Below are 19992 nucleotides of genomic sequence, written 5' to 3'. Positions count from 1 at the left end.
ACAAGTTCAAGCTCAAGTGTTACTGCGAACTCCCGAATCCTAAAAACCTTTTTATTTGAATACCAATTGTGCAATCCTGTTTTTTCCCGCAGCGTATGCCGTCGAGTCGTTTAAGAAACGAAGGGTGTAAAAAGGCGCTTCATTCAATTGCTGCCAGCTTTCGCCCCCATCATGGGAATAGGAAATTCCTGTAAAACCAACAGCCACCAAATCCTTGCCACCAGAATTCGGAACAAACTGCACACAACTTTTATATCCCGGTTCCAGACCGTCGGCAACCAATTGCCAGGTTTTACCGCCATCAACCGTTTTTATTTTATTCGCCCTATTGGATTCTGGTCGGGTGTAATCCCCTCCAATGGCAAATCCAGTGTGTTCATCAAAAAAGTCTATGGAATAAATACCTTGGGTGGGTTCATCCGAAATAACAGGAGTTTCTTGTATCTCCCAAGTCGCTCCTTTATCACCTGAAAAATAGATTCTCCCCTCTGTAGTTCCAATCCAAACTTTATCTCCCTGCACGGCAATATTGCTGTTACTGGCAGCAAAAGCACCTTCGCCCTCAATACCATCAGGCAAGTCGGAACACGATAATTTGTTCCACGAAGCCCCTCCATCTCTTGTAATAATAATAGAAAGGCATCCATTCACCGTATCGCCTACCGCAATACCTTCGGAATCGTTCCAAAAAGTAAGGCTGTCATAAAAAACACCTTCCCCATCTTCCGTATACACCAATTCCATCTTTCCTTGGTCACCTGTTTTGTACAATAAGGCAGGACTTTCCACCGAAAGCATGAAAAAATCACTTGAAGTATGGTCTACGGCCCTAAAATGTGGTTGAATGGAATCAAACATCTGAACATTGGCCATAACCTTGTGCGAATTAACATCAATAGTGCCATAAACTCCATTGCTCCCTGCAAATGCCAATGTTCTACTATCCAAAAAAGTAATCGCCCGTATACTTACGGAGTCTTCAAAAACAGGTGTTATTGCAACAGATTGAAAGGGTTTTTGTTTTGGCTCCCCAGCACAGGAAACCAATACAAGAGCCATTAAAAAGGAAATGATTGACCTCATTGTATTTATTTTCCTCAAAAGTAAGCAGAAATCATACCTTTGCAACCTTATTTTATATGATGCGTTTACACAGAAACTTGGTATTTGCCGTAATTGATGCCCTTCACATGATTTTTAATGAGGGGGAATATGCCGATAAGGTCATAGAAAAAGTATTGCGGTACGATAAACGCTGGGGCGCTCGTGATCGTGGTTTTATTGCCGAGACCACTTATGATATTGTTCGGTGGAAACGTCTGTATTCGGAAATTGCTGAAGTTCACAAACCGTATAGCAAGCCCCATTTGTTCCGATTGTTCGGGGTTTGGTGCGTGCTACGTGGTATCCGAATCCCCGATTGGAAACAATTGGAAGGCACGCCCGAACGTCGTATAAAAGGTAAGTTTGATGAACTGTCCAAAATCCGAAAGTTTAGGGAATCCATTCCCGATTGGATGGACGAACTTGGGGAAAAATCGTTGGGCAATGAGCTTTGGACTAAAGAAATTGCCGCCCAAAACCAACAAGCCGATGTAATTCTGCGAACCAACACACTAAAAGTCCCAAAACCCCAGCTAAAGAATTTTTTGGCCAAGGAGGATATAGCTACGGAATTTATAGAAGGGTATCCCGATGCATTAAAACTGGTGGAACGCAAGAATGTTTTTGTAACCCAAGCCTTTAAAGATGGACTGTTCGAAGTGCAAGATGCCTCTTCCCAATTAGTGGCTCCATTTTTAGAAGTTGAACCGGGACAACGGGTGGTAGATGCCTGTGCCGGTGCCGGAGGCAAAACGCTTCACCTAGCCTCACAAATGCAAAACAAGGGCCAATTGATCGCTTTGGATATTTATGAAAGTAAATTGAAGAAACTTAAAAAAAGAGCCAGAAGGAATGGTGTGCACAACGTGGAAACCAGAGCGATTGATTCTACCAAAGTAATCAAAAAACTATATAATAGCGCAGACCGTTTATTGTTGGATGCGCCCTGTTCAGGATTAGGAGTAATCAAAAGAAACCCAGACTCCAAATGGAAACTGGAGCCCGAGTTTGTGGACCGTATAATGGGGGTGCAGCAAGATATACTCCAGAACTACAGCAAAATGGTAAAAAAAGGCGGACAGATGGTGTATGCTACCTGTTCCATACTTCCACAGGAAAATACAGAGCAAGTCAAAAAGTTTTTGGAATCCGAAAACGGGAAAGACTTTGAGTTTGTAAGAGAACGTAATATTTTTGCTTCAGAAACTGGTTTTGACGGGTTTTATATGGCTTTACTGGCCAAACGATAAAGAAATTATTTCACTTGCTTCTCTAAAATCAGGCTACAACAATCTTAGATTTGGCTACATTATTCCTCTTAATAGAGGACAACTTCGCAGTGTCAATTTATAACAAAAAAATCAAAGAAAATGGACACTAAAAAAGTATGGTTGATCACAGGAGCCTCAAAAGGGCTGGGGTTAACAATGGTAAAAAAGCTACTGGACAATGAATACAGGGTAGCCGCAACTTCAAGGAATATAAGTGCTTTGGAAAGTGCAGTAGGCCAACATATCGATTTCTTGCCCCTTCAAGTGGATTTGATTAGTGAAGAAAGTGTTGAATCTGGTATTTCCAAGGTGTTGGACACATTTGGCCGCATTGATGTGGTAGTGAACAATGCAGGTTATGGCCAAAATGGAACATTGGAAGAGTTGACCGATGAAGAATCACGACAAAACTTTGATGTCAATGTTTTTGGCATGCTGAACGTAATTAGAAAAACCATGCCCCATTTGAGAAAACAACAATCTGGGCATATTTTCAACATTGCCTCTATAGCAGGTATGGTAGCAAACTTTCCTGGGTTTGGTATATACTGCGCTACAAAATTTGCCGTAGTTGGGCTCTCGGAAGCACTTTCAGCGGAAGCAAAACTATTTGGAATAAATGCCACGGTAGTATATCCCGGATATTTCCGTACCGAGTTTTTGTCCGATGAATCCCTGCGCTTAGCTAAAAACAAAATGGATGTTTATGCCCCAGCCCGTGAGTCAGAACGCTTGCACAAGGAAGAAATTGCCGGAAATCAACCAGGTGATCCTAAAAAAGCCGCAGAGGTAATAATTGAGGTTGCCGAAAGCAAAAACCCTACCCTACACTTGTTCTTGGGCAGCGACTCGTATGCTATGGCACAAGATAAATTGAAATCCTTGGAAACCATTTTGGAAAGTAACAAGGTGTTGAGTCATTCCACAGACTTTAAAAATTAATCTTTAATTTCAAATGGGGTGAGGGGCTTTCCCTCTCTCCATTAACCAATAAGTATATGCACACATTCAATACACTCAGCGAATTCCATAAGTTTTGCGACCTCCCTAAACCCGAGCACCCCTTGGTGAGCCTTATAGATTATAGCCAAGTGGAATACAAAACCACCGAAAGTGAAATCCATTGGATGCAAAACTTTTATTCTATTGGGTTGAAACGGGACATTCAAGCCAAAGTCCGATACGGCCAGCAGGAATATGATTTTGATGAAGGGTTACTGACTTTTATTGGCCCAAAACAGGTTCTTCAGTTTGAATTATTACCTTCCAAAATAAAAGCCTCGGGATGGTTATTGCTCATACATCCTGATTTTTTATGGCATACCCCATTGGCAAGAACCATCAAGAATTATGATTTTTTTGGTTATGCCATCAATGAGGCTCTTTTTCTATCCGAGAAGGAAGAAAAGACCATCACCGAAATATTGTTGAACATTCAACAAGAGTATCAATGCAACATTGACAAATTCAGTCAGAACATCATTATTGCCCAAATCGAATTATTGCTCAATTATGCAGAACGGTATTACCAAAGACAGTTCATCACAAGAAAAATCAACAATAACGAGATATTAGTTCGGCTAGAGGAGCTCCTTAACACGTATTTCGATGGTGAGGAGGTCATCAACAAGGGAATTCCTACAGTCCAATATGTAGCAAGCACATTGAATGTATCCTCAAACTATTTAAGCGGTCTTCTCAAGGTGTTGACCGGACAAACCACCCAACAGCACATTCATGAAAAATTGATAGAGGAAGCCAAAGAGAAATTGTCAACCACAAAACTTTCAGTAAGTGAAATTGCTTTTACCCTCGGGTTTGAGCATTCCCAATCCTTTAGCAAACTCTTTAAAAGTAAAACAAAGCAATCACCAATGGCCTTCCGCACCTCTTTCAATTGAACACCGCTACATCGAGCGCCCGTCCCTACCATAATGACGGGACAGGCGAGATGTTGTATTCGAGAAAATTCGTGTCATTCGTGTCAAACAAGCTATGGATTAGGAATGATACGATGAAAAAGGTCTAAAACTGTCATTCCGCACTTGATGCGGAATCCAAACCCAATTGGATGGGATGCTGAAACCGGTTCAGCATGACGCTTAAAAATGAAACTTTGTCACATCGAGCGAAGTCGAGATAGGTTTAAGTTCTGAACTCCGCTCAGACTGACATATCGAATTATTCCTTCACCGTTGGATATTCTACCCCTAACTGCTCCAAATAGCTATCGTATTTGGTTTCATCATAATAATACTTCTCCAAGGCTGGCCTAAACATATCCTGCTTGTCCTTGTTCAAGAACGTTGGTGGCATATCATCTGCAGAAATCATGGGCTCGTACTTGGTTTCCTTGGTCTGTTCATTATTGAAGTAGTCCCAAGCCTGGGTCAACAATTCAGGTTTTAACAAGAAATCCATAATGGTCATAGCTTCTGCTTTTGCGCCCGCTGTAGCCCCTTTGTGCGCAATCGGGGTCGCCATAGCAATGGCATTGGCCCAGTGATGCCCTGGTAGTCCTGGGATGTTGGACGGAAAACGCATGGTTACCGTAGGTACTTTCCAAGAAATATCTCCAATATCGTCAGAACCTCCACTCACAGGTTCCAAAACAGGAAGTCCTAATTCGGACAATTCTGTGGGCAATCCTTCTATTCTTTTGGATTTCATTTCCGTTTGCACGGCCTTGGCCAGCTTTTGGTCTGCATCCGACCATGTAGGTAGACCAATTTCTTTGATATTTTCATACATGGTCTCTGCAATCACCTTGTTAAAGTGTCTTGGCCATGCGGTACCCAACACACGGGAAGTCATTTTGGTTCCTGTCATCATTGCAGCGCCTTTGGCAATATCGTTGGCCTCTGCATACATTTCCATAATACCTTCGTAGGTAACGTCCCTAAAATAGAACCAAATAGCAGCTTTGGATGGCACTACATTGGGCTGGTCCCCGGCATCGGTAAAAATGGAATGGGAACGCTTCAGCGGGTGAAGGTGTTCTCTCTTGTAATTCCATCCCACATTCATAAGTTCCGCGGCATCCAAGGCACTACGTCCCCTCCAAGGTGCTCCGGCGGAATGTGCCGCTTCACCTTCAAACATATATTCCACAGAAATAAGGCCAGTTCCCCGAGTAGGACCCCATGAAACGCTCAGGTTACTGCTCACATGGGTAAAAATGCACATATCAATATCATCAAAAAGGCCATCTCTTACATACCAGGCTTTGGCTGCAACCAATTCCTCGGCAATTCCTGGCCAAAGAATCAATGTTCCTCCAATGCCTTCTTTCTCCATCACTTCTTTAACAGCTAATGCAGAAGTAATATTTAACGGTATTCCTGCATTATGGCCTTCTCCATGTCCTGGCGCTCCTTCCACAATAGGTTTATGATATGCTACGCCAGGATACTGTGATGCTTTGGGAATACAATCCACATCACTCCCTAAAGCAATAACGGGACCTTCCCCATTACTCCATGTTGCAAACCATGATGTTGGAATATTGGAAACAGAATGTTCAACGGTAAAACCGTTATCTTCCAAAATGCCAGTAAGGTATTTAGAACTTTCCTCTTCTTGGAATCCCAGTTCGGCAAAACTGAAAATTTTGTCCACCATTACCTGTGTCTGCTTTTTATTGGCTTCCACTAAGGCTTCTACTTCGGCCTTGAATTTTTTAATTTGACTTTTTGAGTATTTTTTTTGTGCAATCGAAGAAGTTACTCCTGTAAAAAGCATAATCCCGCACAATAGGATGTTGGTAGTTTTCATAAGGTTGGTTTTGAGTTAGCTATATTTCTTCCAAGATAGGAAAAGTTGCTTAATTTACTATGCCCAAAGGCATTTGACCTACCTTTTTTTTGTGAATTGACAAAATCATTCAACAGAATTTTAAGCAAAACCAGAATGAGCCCACAAAAAATATAAAGCTGTTTGCCCTACCTTTGTTTATCAGGTATAAAAATCCAATCAAAACATGTTCCTTACAATATTTCTTATTAGGTGCCTAAAAAATTAATCCAATTCCAACTCCAATCATCCATGAACACCTCAATCAAAATAAGGAGCACAATTAGAAATACAATTACAAGTGCTTGATTCCTATAATTTGTTCTTTTTTACCATTCCATCCAAGTGATTGTTTAAAACTCCACCAAATATATATGAATGCTCTCCACACAATCTGGTGAATTGAAGGATGCCCCTCTACAATTGACAAATACACTATCAACATTGTTTAGTTAACAAAACACCTTTTCAGTAGGATGAATTACGTTCCAAAATCGTAAATTTGCACTTTCTTAAACCGTTCAACGCAAAGATTGTATGATCCATTTTTTTGGGGACAAGGCGACCAAGGTTTTTGCCGTCCAATCCGCTCAGGAAATCACTCAGGAAAACATTAATAAACTGACATGGTTGTTTGGCAACCAGCCTAAGATTGAAGCGGCGTCTATCGACGCCTTTTTTGTTGGGCCACGTGCTGCCATGATTACGCCTTGGAGCACAAACGCTACCGAAATCACCCAAAATATGGGCATCACTGGGATTATCCGTATTGAGGAATTCCACGCAGTTACGGAAAATTTCACCTATTTTGACCCCATGCTGTCCCAAAAGTACAGCGCGTTGGGACAAGATATTTTTACCATCAATATTGTCCCAGAAGCTATCCAAGAGATTGATAACATTGCTGCGTACAACCAAAAAGAAGGTCTGGCCCTTAGCGATGAAGAGGTTGAATATTTGGAAGAACTTTCCAAAAAGTTGAATCGTAAGTTGACGGATTCCGAAGTGTTTGGTTTCAGTCAGGTGAATTCAGAGCATTGCAGACACAAAATTTTTAATGGAACTTTTGTGATTGATGGCAAGGAAATGCCCTCTTCCCTATTCAAATTGATCAAAAAAACATCCGAGGCCAATCCAAACGATATTGTTTCTGCCTATAAGGACAATGTTGCCTTTATAAAAGGGCCTAAAGCGGTTCAGTTTGCTCCCAAAAGTGCGGATAAGCCCGACTTTTATGAAGAAAAAGAGATTGATTCCGTGCTATCCCTAAAAGCGGAAACCCACAACTTCCCAACCACTGTGGAGCCGTTCAACGGAGCCGCTACGGGTTCTGGTGGAGAAATCAGGGACCGTTTGGCAGGTGGAAAAGGATCCTTGCCTTTGGCAGGAACCGCTGTGTATATGACCTCCTACTCGCGATTGGAAGACCCGTTCGACTCCGCTCAGGGCAGGCCGTGGGAAAAAGGAATGAAAGAACGGGATTGGCTATATCAAACGCCAATGGATATTTTGATAAAAGCATCCAATGGAGCATCTGATTTTGGAAATAAATTCGGTCAACCTTTAATTGCCGGCTCAGTTCTCACCTTTGAACATGAGGAAGAAGCACGAAAACTTGGCTTCGACAAGGTGATTATGATGGCCGGAGGTATTGGTTATGGTAAAACCGACCAAGCTTTGAAAGATACGCCCAAGAAAGGAGACAGAATAGTTGTTCTAGGTGGGGACAACTACCGCATTGGGATGGGAGGTGCTGCCGTATCCAGTGCAGATACTGGTGAATTTAGCTCCGCAATTGAACTGAATGCCGTGCAGCGTTCCAACCCAGAAATGCAGAAAAGAGCTTCAAACGCCGTACGTGGTCTGTTTGAAAGTCATGACAACCCTATTGTTTCCATTCACGATCACGGAGCAGGTGGACACTTGAACTGTCTGTCTGAATTGGTTGAAGAAACGGGTGGAACTATTGATACGGATAAGCTACCCTTAGGAGACCCTACGCTTTCCAAAAAAGAATTAATAGGAAATGAATCCCAAGAACGTATGGGATTAATTATCGGTGAAAAGGATTTGGATTTGTTGAACCGTGTTTCGGCACGTGAGCGTTCACCCATGTACAACGTAGGGGAAGTCACAGGCGACCACACCTTTAAATTCACTTCGGGTAAAACTGGTGAAACCCCAATGAACCTGGAGCTTTCCGATATGTTCGGAAGTTCTCCCAAAACTATTATGGCCGACAAAACGGCCCAGCAGAAATATCCTGCCCTTTCGTATTCTTTGGAGCATTTCCACGATTATTTAGAGCAAGTGCTGCAATTGGAAGCCGTGGCCTGCAAGGATTGGTTGACCAACAAGGTGGACCGTTGTGTTGGCGGACGCGTTGCAAAGCAACAGTGTGCTGGCATATTGCAATTGCCTTTGAACAACTGTGGTGTAATGGCACTCGATTTTAAAGGAAAAGAAGGTATTGCCACCAGTATTGGCCACTCCCCCATTTCGGCTTTGATTGACCCTGTTGCCGGTAGTAGAAACAGCGTAGCGGAATCGTTGACCAACATTGTTTGGGCACCGTTGAAAGATGGTTTGAAATCCGTGTCACTCTCCGCAAACTGGATGTGGCCTTGTAGAAATGAAGGAGAGGATGCCCGTTTGTACAAAGCCGTGGAGTCTTTGTCGGAGTTTGCTATAGATTTGGGCATCAATGTGCCCACGGGAAAGGATTCACTTTCCATGAAACAAAAATATAAGGACGGTGAAGTATTGTCACCTGGAACCGTAATTATTTCAGCAGCTGCCAATTGCAACAATATCAACCAAGTAGTGGAGCCAGTTTTGCAAAAAGATGGTGGGGGTATCTATTACATCAACATATCTAAGGATACTCACAAGTTAGGTGGTTCTTCCTTTGCTCAAATCTTGAATGGTATTGGGGACGAAGCTCCTTCTGTTTTGGACGCTGAGTACCTTAAAACTGTTTTCAACACATTGCAGGAACTCATCAAGAACAATCAAATTTTGGCCGGACATGATGTAGCTTCAGGTGGTTTGATTACGACCCTTTTGGAACTCTGCTTCGCAGACAACGATTTGGGTGCCAAATTGGATTTATCAGTGTTGGGCGAACAGGATATCATCAAATTACTGTTCTCTGAAAATATTGGGGTGGTGTTCCAAGCCAAGGATGCCTCTGTAGAAAAAGTGATGACAGCATCAGGTGTCAATTTTGCCAAAATTGGTACTCCAACATCAGAAAACACCTTGGAAATCAAAAACAACGGTATTCAAATTGGTTTGAACATCAAATCTCTGCGTGATATTTGGTTCAAAACATCCTATCTATTGGACAACATACAGACCGCAAATGGTTTGGCCAAAGACCGATATGACAACTACACGAAACAACCGTTGCACTATATTTTCCCTAAAAATTTTGACGGGAAACTGTCACCGCGAGCGCAGTCGAGAGGTTATGATAGACCAAAAGCAGCCATTTTACGCGAAAAGGGAAGCAATTCCGAACGTGAAATGGCCAATGCCATGTACTTGGCTGGTTTTGATGTAAAAGATGTACACATGACCGACCTTATTACAGGCAGGGAAACCTTGGAGGACATACAGTTTATCGGTGCCGTTGGTGGTTTCTCCAATTCCGATGTTTTGGGAAGTGCCAAAGGATGGGCCGGAGCCTTTAAGTACAACGAAAAAGCCAACAAAGCCTTAAAAGATTTCTTTGCCAGACCAGACACTTTATCCGTAGGGATTTGTAATGGTTGCCAATTGTTCATGGAGTTGGACCTCATCAACCCAGAACATGAAACTCACGGAAGATTGACCTATAACGACTCCAACAAGCACGAGAGTAATTTTACTTCGGTTAAAATTCAAGAGAACAATTCTGTGATGCTTTCCAACATGGCAGGAACCACGCTCGGGGTTTGGATAAGTCATGGTGAAGGCAAATTTAGTCTTCCACATACCGAGGACCAATATCATATTGTGGCCAAATACGGTTACGAGAGCTATCCGGCCAATCCAAACGGAAGTGATTTCAATACAGCCATGCTTTGCGATAAAACAGGTCGACATTTAGTGACCATGCCGCATATAGAGCGTTCTACGTTCCCTTGGAACTGGGCGCACTATCCAAAGAATAGAACCGATGAAGTGTCGCCTTGGCTACAGGCATTTGTGAATGCACGGGAATGGTTGGAAAATTTGGAAGATTAGTATAATTCACCCTGCTTGGAGGTTATTATTTGGGGATTTTTCAAAATTTACCTTATCTAATTGTTAAATCTGTTTCACTGTTAAGGTCTGATTTGCTAATTTGCAATCGCTTAACATATAACTAACTATGCAGACGGTTACCCGATTATTTGATTTCCCATACTATCAACTTGAAAAATACCCCATAGAAAAATCATTGGTCACCAAAAGTGACGGTAAATGGATAGCTACATCCACACAACAGTACATTGACAAAGCCAATGCCGTGAGCAGGGCCTTACTTCGTATGGGCGTTAAGCCTAACGACAAAATTGCTGTGATTTCCATGACCAACCGCACGGAATGGAATATTGTTGATATTGGAATTCTTCAAATTGGAGCACAGAACGTACCCATTTACCCTACCATTTCCGAAGAAGATTACGAGTATGTCCTGAACCACTCCGAAGCAAAATATTGTTTTGTTTCTTGTAGTGAGGTATTGGAAAAGGTCTTGTCTATAAGCTCAAAAATTGACAAGCTGGAAGAAATTTATTCCTTTGATGAACTGGATAATTGCAAAAACTGGAGAGAGGTCTTGGAATTTGGAGCCGATACATCCAACCAAGACAAGGTCGAAAAGTTAAAAGATGCCGTAAAACCTGATGACTTAGCTACCCTTATATACACCTCTGGCACTACTGGTAGACCAAAAGGGGTTATGCTATCTCACAACAATATAGTTTCCAACGTGGTCGATAGCCAAGTTAGGGTTCCTTTTGAAACGGGTGGAACTGCCCTGAGTTTTTTGCCTGTCTGCCACATTTTTGAACGTATGATTCTTTACCTCTACCAATATTGTGGTGTAGAAATTTATTTTGCGGAAGGGCTGGACAAAATCAGTGATAACGTGAAAGAGGTGAAACCCCATGTCATGAGTGTTGTTCCTCGATTGCTTGAAAAAGTCTATGACGCCATTATTGCCAAGGGAGCTGCACTCACAGGAATCAAAAAGAAACTCTTTTTCTGGGCTGTGGAAGTAGGACTCAAATTTGAGCCTTACGGAGCAAACGGCTGGTGGTACGAGAAAAAACTTGGGCTTGCCCGTAAATTGATATTTAGCAAATGGAAAGAAGGTCTCGGCGGCAATCTATCTGTGATGGTTTCCGGCAGTGCCGCACTTCAGCCAAGGCTTGCCAGGATTTTTGCCGCAGCAGATATGCCCGTAATGGAAGGATACGGACTTACAGAGACTTCGCCCGTAATTGCAGTTAACGACCAACGAAACAAAGGGTGGAAAATTGGCACTGTTGGGAAAATGATTGATAACGTAGAAGTGAAAATTGCCGAGGACGGGGAAATTCTTTGTAAAGGCCCCAATGTAATGATGGGCTACTACAAAGACCCGGAAAAAACCGCAGAAGTAATGACAGGGGCTTATTTCCATACCGGGGATATTGGAGAAGTGGATGCAGAGGGCTTTTTGCGCATTACCGACCGTAAAAAAGAGATGTTCAAAACCTCTGGCGGAAAATACGTGGCGCCACAATTATTGGAAAACCGTTTTAAACAATCCCGATTTATAGAACAAATCATGGTTGTGGGCGAAGGTGAAAAAATGCCGGCAGCCTTGATTCAGCCCAATTTTGAATTTGTAAAGGAATGGGCAAAACGACATAATATTGACTTGGAATCAAATGATGAATTGGTCAAAAACGAAAAGGTAATCGCCCGTATGCAGGAAGAAGTGGATTGGGCTAACCAAGAGTTCGCCAAATGGGAAAAAGTGAAACAGTTTAGACTTACCCCAGATGTTTGGAGTGTGGAAGATGGCCACCTCACCCCCACCATGAAATTGAAACGGAAGCCGGTAAAGGAAATGTACCTAGATCTGTACAATGATATCTACGGGCACTAAGCCAATGTTCAATTTACAATGAGCAATTGGCAATGACCCATAATCTGTCATCATTCCGAGCTGTCATCCTGAGCGCAGTCGAAGGAGCAGTCGAGAAATCTCATGTAATTGGAAATGAACAATTAGTTGTATTCAAAATTTGATTGTCATTCTGATTGTCCCAATAGTTATTGAAGAATTTATTAACTTTGAGTTAAAGCAAAAAAACCAACGGAAATCCGTTGGTTTTTTTGTTAAAGTATAATGTTGTGATTAATTGCAAGCAATACCTATATCGCCATTAAAATCAAACCGAAATCGTTGACCAAGGTTTCACGTGCTGCTGTCGCTTCGCTTTCAAAACAATATTTTAGTCCTGACACACCAACATCAATATCTAATGGTAATATCAAAATTCTCTTCGGTTATATTCCATAAGGTAACAAAGGAGTTTTCATCTTCAGCCAAGGCGTGATCAACATTTAAACCTTTTATCTTTATTTGGCCATCTATTTTATCAATACCATCGGTTACCCTTACTTTAATTGTGTGTTCTATTACCGATTCGTAATCAAGAGTCTTTCCTTTTGATAATGCTAAATTACCTTCAGATGAAAGAGAAAAAGTCCGTTATCATTTTCTATGATAGAAAAATAAAGGTCATCATTATCCTTATCCGTGGCTATTATTTTTCGTATTTCATCCCTATCCATAATATCTTCAGCACCCGTAAAGCTTTGTGCCTCAATTTTAGGAGCGTTGTTCTTGGGTGATTCCGAGCTATCGTCCTTACCACACGACCATAGCAACGCAAGCGAAATAATCGCACATAATAGATTTTTGATATTCATAATAAATATTTTGGTAAATAGGGATTTTCACAATATCCATTCATGCTGTCATTTTAACTACGATCTGACCTATGCCCCATTTGAATTGATGTATGAAGTATTCTTCTCATTTTTTGATAAAAAAACATAGATACTTAACTCAAATTTATTATGCATGCATAATAAATTTTTTATATATTTGAGAACACCAAACCTGTTCCATGAAAGATTTGACCATTGATTACGCCCTAAGGGCCACTTGGCAGGCTGTTAGCAAAATGTACAATGAGGAAGCTAAAAACTATGGGCTTACAATGGCCATTGGATTTACCTTACTGAGCATTGACCCCAAAGGAGGTACACCAAGTACCACATTGGGGCCCAAAATGGGGATGGAAGCAACTAGTTTGTCAAGGATCTTAAAAAATATTGAGCAAAAAGGCTACATACAACGTAAACGTAACCCAAGAGATGGGCGCGGCGTTCTGATTTATCTTACCCCGCTGGGTTTGGAAAAACGAAAGGAGTCCAAAGAAGTAGTACTGCGTTTCAACGAAGTCGTAAAAGAACATACCTCTCAAGAAGATTTGTTGGGCTTCTTTAGAATCATTGAAACTATCAATAAACTTATTACAGATAAAAAAATCTATTCAAAAACAACTAATAACTAAATTACAAACTCGCACATGAAAAGGCATATAAACAAAGTTGCCGTAATCGGTTCCGGAATTATGGGAAGTGGCATTGCATGCCATTTTGCGAATATTGGGGTTGAGGTTCTATTATTGGATATAGTCCCCCGTGAACTTACCGATAAGGAAAAGGCGCAAGGACTTACCTTGGAAGACAAAACGGTCCGCAATCGCTTGGTGAACGAATCCCTTGCTTCTGCCCTTAAATCCAAACCCTCCCCTATTTATCACAAAAGCTTTGCTGACCGCATCACCACTGGAAACCTAGAAGATGATATTTCCAAAGTGGCCGACGTAGATTGGATCATAGAAGTGGTCGTGGAACGCTTGGACATCAAAAAACGAGTGTTTGAGAATTTGGACAAACACCGCACACCGGGAACACTCATCACTTCCAACACTTCTGGAATACCTATTCGGTTTATGAGCGTAGAAAGAAGTGAAGATTTCCAAAAGCATTTTTGTGGAACCCACTTTTTTAACCCCGCACGTTACCTCAAACTTTTTGAAATCATTCCGGGACCAAAAACCTCCAAAGAGGTTCTGGAGTTCCTAAACGGATATGGCGAGCAGTTCTTGGGGAAAACATCGGTTGTTGCTAAAGACACGCCCGCCTTTATCGGAAACAGAATCGGAATTTTCAGTATCCAAAGCCTTTTCCATGCCGTAAAAGAAATGGAGATGACGGTCGAAGAAGTCGATAAATTGACAGGCCCCGTTATTGGACGGCCTAAATCCGCTACCTTCCGTACCGTGGATGTGGTAGGGTTGGATACCCTTGTGCACGTAGCCAATGGAATCAGTGAAAACTGTAAAGACGATGAACGCCACAAACTGTTCCAGTTGCCCGACTTTATCCAAACCATGATGGCCAATAAGTGGTTGGGCAGCAAATCTGGACAAGGTTTCTATAAAAAAATCAAAGGGGATGATGGTAAAAGTGAAATCTTGACCTTGGATTTGGACACCATGGATTACCGTTCCAAAAAGAGTGCAAAATTTGCCACTTTAGAACTCACCAAAACCATTGATAAGGTAATTGACCGTTTTCCCGTTTTGGTAGATGGAAAAGATAAAGCCGGAGCGTTCTATCGGAAAAGTTTTGGGGCACTTTTCGCCTACGTCACCCACCGTATTCCAGAAATCACGGATGAATTGTACAAGATAGATGATGCCATGAAGGCTGGTTTTGGCTGGGAACACGGCCCCTTCCAAATTTGGGATGCCGTTGGACTGGATAAAGGTCTTGAATTCATCAAGGCTGAAGGTTTGGAAGCCGCGCCTTGGATCGCTGAAATGAAAAATGCAGGAATTGATACCTTCTATACCATAAAAGAAGGTAACACTTACTTCTATGATATTCCTAAAAAGGCTATGGAAAAAGTTCCGGGTCAGGATGCATTCATCATTTTGGACAACATCAGAAAAACCAAAGAAGTTTTCAAAAACAGTGGTGTTGTTATCGAAGATTTGGGTGATGGAATCCTAAACTGTGAATTCCAATCCAAAATGAACACCATTGGCGGCGATGTGTTGGCAGGATTGAACAAGGCCGTTGACCTAGCCGAAAAAGATTTTGCAGGATTGGTCATAGGTAACCAAGCTGCCAATTTCTCTGTTGGCGCCAATATCGGAATGATTTTCATGATGGCGGTGGAACAAGAATATGATGAGCTGAACATGGCCATCAAAATGTTCCAGGACACGATGATGCGGATGCGATATTCCTCTATTCCAACCGTAGCTGCACCGCACGGTATGGCACTTGGGGGTGGATGTGAACTTTCACTTCATGCGGATAAAGTTGTGGCCGCTGCCGAAACCTATATCGGTTTGGTGGAGTTTGGCGTTGGGGTAATCCCCGGCGGTGGTGGTTCCAAAGAAATGGCGCTTCGCGCTTCGGATATTTTCAGAAAAAATGATGTGGAGCTCAATGTGCTTCAAGAGTATTTTCTCACCATCGGAATGGCCAAAGTGTCCACATCGGCTTATGAAGCCTTTGATTTGGGCATTTTGCAAAAAGGAAAAGATGTAGTGGTCGTCAACAAAGACCGTCAGATTGCAACAGCAAAAGCCTATGCTAAACTTATGGCAGATGCGGGTTACACTAAGCCTGTGAAGCGAAAAGATGTAAAAGTACTTGGAAAACAGGCCTTGGGTATGTTCTTGGTAGGAACGGATTCCATGGAAGCTGGTCACTATATTTCTGAACACGACAAAAAGATTGCCGATAAATTGGCCTATGTTATGGCCGGGGGCGACCTTTCGGAAGCCACAATGGTAAGCGAACAATATCTTTTGGACTTGGAAAGAGAAGCATTTCTATCCCTTTGTACCGAAAGAAAGACTTTGGAACGTATTCAGCATATGTTGAAAACAGGAAAACCGTTGAGGAACTAGACACAAGAATCAAGACAAAAGAGCCAAGACCCAAAATCCTGACTCTTGGTTCTTGAATCTAAAAATCAAAAAGAAAAAATGAAAACAGCATACATAGTAAAAGCATACAGAACAGCCGTAGGCAAAGCACCCAAAGGACTGTTCCGGTTTAAGCGACCTGATGAACTGGCTGCCGAAACCATAGAACACATGATGAAAGAGCTTCCCCAATTGGACAAAAAACGTATTGATGACGTTATTGTTGGGAATGCCATGCCCGAGGCCGAGCAAGGCTTGAACATGGCTAGGCTTATCTCACTAATGGGACTGGATATTGACGATGTGCCCGGGGTGACCGTAAATCGCTATTGCGCATCCGGACTGGAGACGATTGGTATTGCAACAGCCAAAATACAATCGGGAATGGCAGATTGCATCATAGCCGGTGGTGCGGAGAGCATGAGCTACATCCCCATGGGAGGTTACAAACCAACGCCAGATTACGCCACGGCCAAAGAAGGGCACGAAGACTATTATTGGGGAATGGGCCTAACAGCCGAAGCGGTTGCCAAACAGTTCAAGGTATCTCGCGAGGACCAAGACGAGTTTGCCTACAATTCGCACATGAAAGCGTTAAAAGCACAAGAAGAAGGTCGCTTTCAAGACCAAATTGTTCCTATTGAAGTAGAGCACACCTTTGTGAACGAAGCTGGTAAAAAGGAAACAAAAAATTACACCGTCAATAAAGATGAAGGGCCGAGAAAAGGCACCAACATCCCAACTTTGAACAAACTTAGGCCTGTTTTTGCCGAAGGTGGGAGCGTTACCGCTGGAAATTCATCACAAATGAGTGATGGTGCCGCTTTTGTTATGGTAATGAGCGAAGAAATGGTGAAAGAACTCAACTTGGAACCCATTGCACGATTGGTAAACTATGCCGCGGCAGGGGTAGAACCACGAATCATGGGAATTGGCCCTGTAAAAGCCATTCCAAAAGCATTGAAACAAGCCGGAATGAAACAGGACCAAATAGACCTTATTGAGTTAAACGAAGCCTTTGCATCGCAATCGTTGGCCGTTATCAGGGAACTTGGCCTAAACCAAGACATTGTAAACGTAAACGGAGGAGCTATTGCACTGGGGCACCCACTGGGATGTACAGGCGCCAAACTATCGGTTCAGCTTTTTGATGAGATGAGAAAGCGAGACATGAAAGGCAAATACGGTATGGTCACCATGTGCGTAGGCACCGGGCAAGGTGCCGCAGGGATATTTGAATTTCTTTCCTAAAATAGAAGAAAAGAGATTAGAGAAAAGAGACATCTTCGATGAAAAGGCACAATTATAAAAAATGAAAATTTGGTTGCTCGGATTGGAAATAGCCAACGACATTTCCGATTTGCTCCTCAATTTTCCAAAACATCAACGATATGACCTAAGTTCCCAGATAAGTAGATGCACAGTTTCAATGCCTAGTAATGTTGCTGAAGGATTATCTAGAACAGATAAATCTTTTAAGTACTTCATAGATATTGCATTAGGGTCCTCTTTTGAACTCGGCATACAACTTTTGATTGCAAAACACCGAAAATATATTAACACCGAAATTTTAAATACACTTGAAGATAAAATTGAAGAATGGCAAAAAATGACCATGGGGTTTCAAAACCGATTGGAATAAGTCTTTCATCTATTTTCTATCTTCTTTAATCATAATCAAAAATGGAAACAAAAGAAAAAGACATACTGAGAGGAGGTCAATTCTTGGTCAAAGAGACCAAATGTGAGGACGTGTTCACCCTTGAAGACCTCAACGAAGAACAAAAAATGATGCGCGAAAGCACCAAGGAATTTGTAGACCGCGAGCTTTGGGCACATTGGGAACGTTTTGAGAAAAAAGACTATGCCTATACCGAAGAATGTATGAAAAAGGCTGGTGAACTTGGCTTGCTGAGTGTGGCAGTTCCTGAAGCTTATGGCGGTATGGGAATGGGGTTTGTTTCCACTATGTTGGTCTGTGATTACATTTCAGGTGCTACGGGATCTTTTAGTACAGCATTTGGAGCACATACCGGAATTGGAACCTTGCCCATTACATTATATGGAACTGAAGAGCAAAAACAAAAATATGTTCCCAGATTGGCCACAGGCGAATGGTTCGGAGCTTATTGTTTGACTGAGCCAGGAGCGGGTTCCGATGCAAACTCAGGTAAAACAAAGGCCGTCCTTTCCGATGATGGCAAATATTACAGCATCACAGGACAGAAAATGTGGATTTCAAACGCTGGTTTCTGTAACCTGTTCATTGTTTTTGCCAGAATCGAAAACGATAAAAATATTACCGGGTTCATTGTGGAGAACGATCCGGGAAATGGAATCAGTCTTGGTGATGAGGAAAAAAAATTGGGTATCCACTCCTCCTCTACCCGGCAGGTATTCTTCAGCGAAACCAAGGTGCCTGTTGAAAATATGCTTTCTGAAAGAGGCAATGGATTTAAAATAGCCATGAATGCCTTAAATGTGGGCAGGATCAAATTGGCTGCTGCCTGTTTAGAGGCGCAACGCCGCGTAATCAACGAAGCTACAAAATATGCCAACGAGCGCGTTCAGTTTAAAACTCCGATTATAAACTTTGGCGCCATTAAAGCAAAGATTGCCGACATGGCCACCAATGCTTATGTGGACGAAGCTGCTTGTTACCGTGCCGCCAAAAATATCGAGGATAGAATCGTCATTCGCGAAGCCAATGGAAATTCACACCAAGAAGCAGAGCTTAAAGGTGTTGAAGAATATGCGATTGAGTGCTCTATTTTGAAAGTGGCCGTATCTGAACATGTACAGCATACCACGGACGAAGGCATCCAAATTTTTGGAGGAATGGGCTTTAGTGCCGATACCCCAATGGAATCTGCTTGGAGAGATGCCCGTATTTCCAGAATTTATGAAGGCACGAACGAAATCAACCGTATGCTTTCCGTAGGCATGTTGGTTAAAAAAGCCATGAAAGGCCATGTAGATCTTTTAGGTCCAGCTACTGCCGTAGGTGAAGAATTGTTGGGCATACCATCTTTTGATATACCTGATTACTCTGAATTACTATCAGAAGAAAAAGACTTATTAATCCGATTGAAAAAAGTATTCTTGATGGTTGCTGGTAGTGCCGTTCAAAAATTCGGACCCGACTTGGAAAAACATCAAATGTTGTTGATGGCCGCTTCCGATATCTTGATTCAAATTTATATGGCAGAATCAGCTATCCTAAGAACGGAGAAAAATGCAAAACGCTTTGGTGAAGGAGCCCAAGCAACACAAATAGCCATGACCAAATTGTATTTGTACAGGGCCGTTGACATTATCCAACAAAAAGCAAAGGAAGGTATTGTTTCCTTTGCCGAAGGTGATGAACAACGTATGATGTTGATGGGACTTAAACGCTTTACCAAGTATACAAACCAACCCAATGTGGTGAAACTTAGGACGCAAATTGCTGATAAAGTCGCTGCAGACAACGGGTATACCTTTGACTAATTCAAATATGTGTTGGGATAAAAACCCGCTTGGATTTGAAAACGCCCCGACCGGGGCGTTTTTTATCACCCACTTTTCTTGATGTATTTATGTTAGGTAGTGCCCGATTGCCGGACGGACAGGGAGTAGAGACCAAATTGAAATTTTACGCTTTGAAAAATAATCAATTAGCAAGAAGATACGAGCGTGACGCTTGCACCAACGGGAGCACTTATGTCAGGTTGAGCGCAGTCGAGACCAATCTAAGGCTTAGGTTTTTGTAAGACTTCTCGACTACGCTCAAAACGACA

The 19992-nt window shown here is 42.2% G+C and carries 13 protein-coding genes; 10 read left to right on the top strand and 3 right to left on the bottom strand.

Annotation, left to right across the window (positions count from 1 at the left end; translation table 11 throughout):
• Nucleotides 1-51 precede the first annotated feature (51 nt).
• Complete coding sequence (locus VM932_RS14720) at nucleotides 52-1083, bottom strand: WD40/YVTN/BNR-like repeat-containing protein (RefSeq protein WP_326279709.1); 1032 nt, start codon at nucleotides 1081-1083, stop codon at nucleotides 52-54.
• Between the two features lie 59 nt (nucleotides 1084-1142).
• Between VM932_RS14720 and VM932_RS14715 the strand changes: the two genes are divergently transcribed.
• The 3 genes from VM932_RS14715 to VM932_RS14705 all read left to right on the top strand — a co-directional run bounded on the left by VM932_RS14715 (nucleotide 1143) and on the right by VM932_RS14705 (nucleotide 4276).
• Nucleotides 1143-2354 (top strand): RsmB/NOP family class I SAM-dependent RNA methyltransferase, encoded by a 1212-nt coding sequence (locus VM932_RS14715; protein WP_326279786.1) that lies wholly within the window; start codon nucleotides 1143-1145, stop codon nucleotides 2352-2354.
• 120 nt (nucleotides 2355-2474) lie between these two features.
• Entirely contained in the window at nucleotides 2475-3317 is an 843-nt protein-coding gene (locus tag VM932_RS14710) for an SDR family NAD(P)-dependent oxidoreductase (RefSeq protein WP_326279707.1), read from the top strand.
• Nucleotides 3318-3373: 56 nt separating this feature from the next.
• Nucleotides 3374-4276 (top strand): helix-turn-helix domain-containing protein, encoded by a 903-nt coding sequence (locus VM932_RS14705; protein ID WP_326279705.1) that lies wholly within the window; start codon nucleotides 3374-3376, stop codon nucleotides 4274-4276.
• A 280-nt stretch (nucleotides 4277-4556) separates the two neighbouring features.
• Here VM932_RS14705 and VM932_RS14700 read toward each other — a convergent pair whose 3' ends face one another.
• The gene (locus VM932_RS14700) at nucleotides 4557-6149 is read right to left on the bottom strand and encodes a zinc-binding metallopeptidase family protein (RefSeq protein WP_326279703.1); all 1593 of its coding nucleotides are present in this window, start codon (nucleotides 6147-6149) and stop codon (nucleotides 4557-4559) included.
• A 555-nt stretch (nucleotides 6150-6704) separates the two neighbouring features.
• Between VM932_RS14700 and purL the strand changes: the two genes are divergently transcribed.
• Complete coding sequence (purL, locus tag VM932_RS14695; RefSeq protein ID WP_326279702.1) at nucleotides 6705-10397, top strand: phosphoribosylformylglycinamidine synthase; 3693 nt, start codon at nucleotides 6705-6707, stop codon at nucleotides 10395-10397.
• Nucleotides 10398-10524: 127 nt separating this feature from the next.
• Nucleotides 10525-12294 (top strand): AMP-dependent synthetase/ligase, encoded by a 1770-nt coding sequence (locus VM932_RS14690; RefSeq protein ID WP_326279700.1) that lies wholly within the window; start codon nucleotides 10525-10527, stop codon nucleotides 12292-12294.
• A gap of 575 nt (nucleotides 12295-12869) precedes the next feature.
• Here VM932_RS14690 and VM932_RS14685 read toward each other — a convergent pair.
• Nucleotides 12870-13124: a hypothetical protein gene (locus VM932_RS14685; RefSeq protein ID WP_326279698.1), complete on the bottom strand. Its 255-nt coding sequence runs from the start codon at nucleotides 13122-13124 to the stop codon at nucleotides 12870-12872.
• 200 nt (nucleotides 13125-13324) lie between these two features.
• Here VM932_RS14685 and VM932_RS14680 point away from each other — a divergent pair, with 200 nt between their 5' ends.
• The 5 genes from VM932_RS14680 to VM932_RS14660 all read left to right on the top strand — a co-directional run bounded on the left by VM932_RS14680 (nucleotide 13325) and on the right by VM932_RS14660 (nucleotide 19702).
• Nucleotides 13325-13774, top strand: a complete 450-nt coding sequence (locus VM932_RS14680; RefSeq protein WP_326279697.1) for a MarR family winged helix-turn-helix transcriptional regulator — start codon at nucleotides 13325-13327, stop codon at nucleotides 13772-13774.
• 15 nt (nucleotides 13775-13789) lie between these two features.
• Nucleotides 13790-16195 (top strand): 3-hydroxyacyl-CoA dehydrogenase/enoyl-CoA hydratase family protein, encoded by a 2406-nt coding sequence (locus VM932_RS14675; protein WP_326279695.1) that lies wholly within the window; start codon nucleotides 13790-13792, stop codon nucleotides 16193-16195.
• A gap of 78 nt (nucleotides 16196-16273) precedes the next feature.
• On the top strand, nucleotides 16274-17464 hold the full coding sequence (locus VM932_RS14670; protein WP_326279693.1) for an acetyl-CoA C-acyltransferase: 1191 nt from the start codon (nucleotides 16274-16276) through the stop codon (nucleotides 17462-17464).
• 61 nt (nucleotides 17465-17525) lie between these two features.
• Nucleotides 17526-17855 (top strand): four helix bundle protein, encoded by a 330-nt coding sequence (locus VM932_RS14665; RefSeq protein WP_326279691.1) that lies wholly within the window; start codon nucleotides 17526-17528, stop codon nucleotides 17853-17855.
• A 41-nt stretch (nucleotides 17856-17896) separates the two neighbouring features.
• Nucleotides 17897-19702: an acyl-CoA dehydrogenase family protein gene (locus VM932_RS14660; protein WP_326279689.1), complete on the top strand. Its 1806-nt coding sequence runs from the start codon at nucleotides 17897-17899 to the stop codon at nucleotides 19700-19702.
• Nucleotides 19703-19992: the final 290 nt, after the last annotated feature.

It is taken from the genome of Flagellimonas halotolerans (assembly GCF_035818535.1).
Classification (GTDB): Bacteria; Bacteroidota; Bacteroidia; order Flavobacteriales; family Flavobacteriaceae; genus Flagellimonas; species Flagellimonas halotolerans.
Note: the sequence above shows the minus strand (reverse complement) of the source record. Positions and strands in the feature narration are given on the sequence as shown.

What these genes read in the sequence shown, in the direction of transcription:
- VM932_RS14710 (WP_326279707.1), top strand. Translation starts at nt 2,475, where the DNA reads ATGGACACTAAAAAAGTATGGTTGATCACAGGAGCCTCAAAAGGGCTG.
- VM932_RS14670 (WP_326279693.1), top strand. Translation starts at nt 16,274, where the DNA reads ATGAAAACAGCATACATAGTAAAAGCATACAGAACAGCCGTAGGCAAA.
- VM932_RS14715 (WP_326279786.1), top strand. Translation starts at nt 1,143, where the DNA reads ATGCGTTTACACAGAAACTTGGTATTTGCCGTAATTGATGCCCTTCAC.
- VM932_RS14680 (WP_326279697.1), top strand. Translation starts at nt 13,325, where the DNA reads ATGAAAGATTTGACCATTGATTACGCCCTAAGGGCCACTTGGCAGGCT.
- VM932_RS14705 (WP_326279705.1), top strand. Translation starts at nt 3,374, where the DNA reads ATGCACACATTCAATACACTCAGCGAATTCCATAAGTTTTGCGACCTC.
- VM932_RS14685 (WP_326279698.1), bottom strand. Translation starts at nt 13,124, where the DNA reads ATGAATATCAAAAATCTATTATGTGCGATTATTTCGCTTGCGTTGCTA.
- VM932_RS14660 (WP_326279689.1), top strand. Translation starts at nt 17,897, where the DNA reads ATGGAAACAAAAGAAAAAGACATACTGAGAGGAGGTCAATTCTTGGTC.
- VM932_RS14675 (WP_326279695.1), top strand. Translation starts at nt 13,790, where the DNA reads ATGAAAAGGCATATAAACAAAGTTGCCGTAATCGGTTCCGGAATTATG.
- VM932_RS14700 (WP_326279703.1), bottom strand. Translation starts at nt 6,149, where the DNA reads ATGAAAACTACCAACATCCTATTGTGCGGGATTATGCTTTTTACAGGA.
- VM932_RS14665 (WP_326279691.1), top strand. Translation starts at nt 17,526, where the DNA reads ATGAAAATTTGGTTGCTCGGATTGGAAATAGCCAACGACATTTCCGAT.
- VM932_RS14720 (WP_326279709.1), bottom strand. Translation starts at nt 1,083, where the DNA reads ATGAGGTCAATCATTTCCTTTTTAATGGCTCTTGTATTGGTTTCCTGT.
- purL (WP_326279702.1), top strand. Translation starts at nt 6,705, where the DNA reads ATGATCCATTTTTTTGGGGACAAGGCGACCAAGGTTTTTGCCGTCCAA.
- VM932_RS14690 (WP_326279700.1), top strand. Translation starts at nt 10,525, where the DNA reads ATGCAGACGGTTACCCGATTATTTGATTTCCCATACTATCAACTTGAA.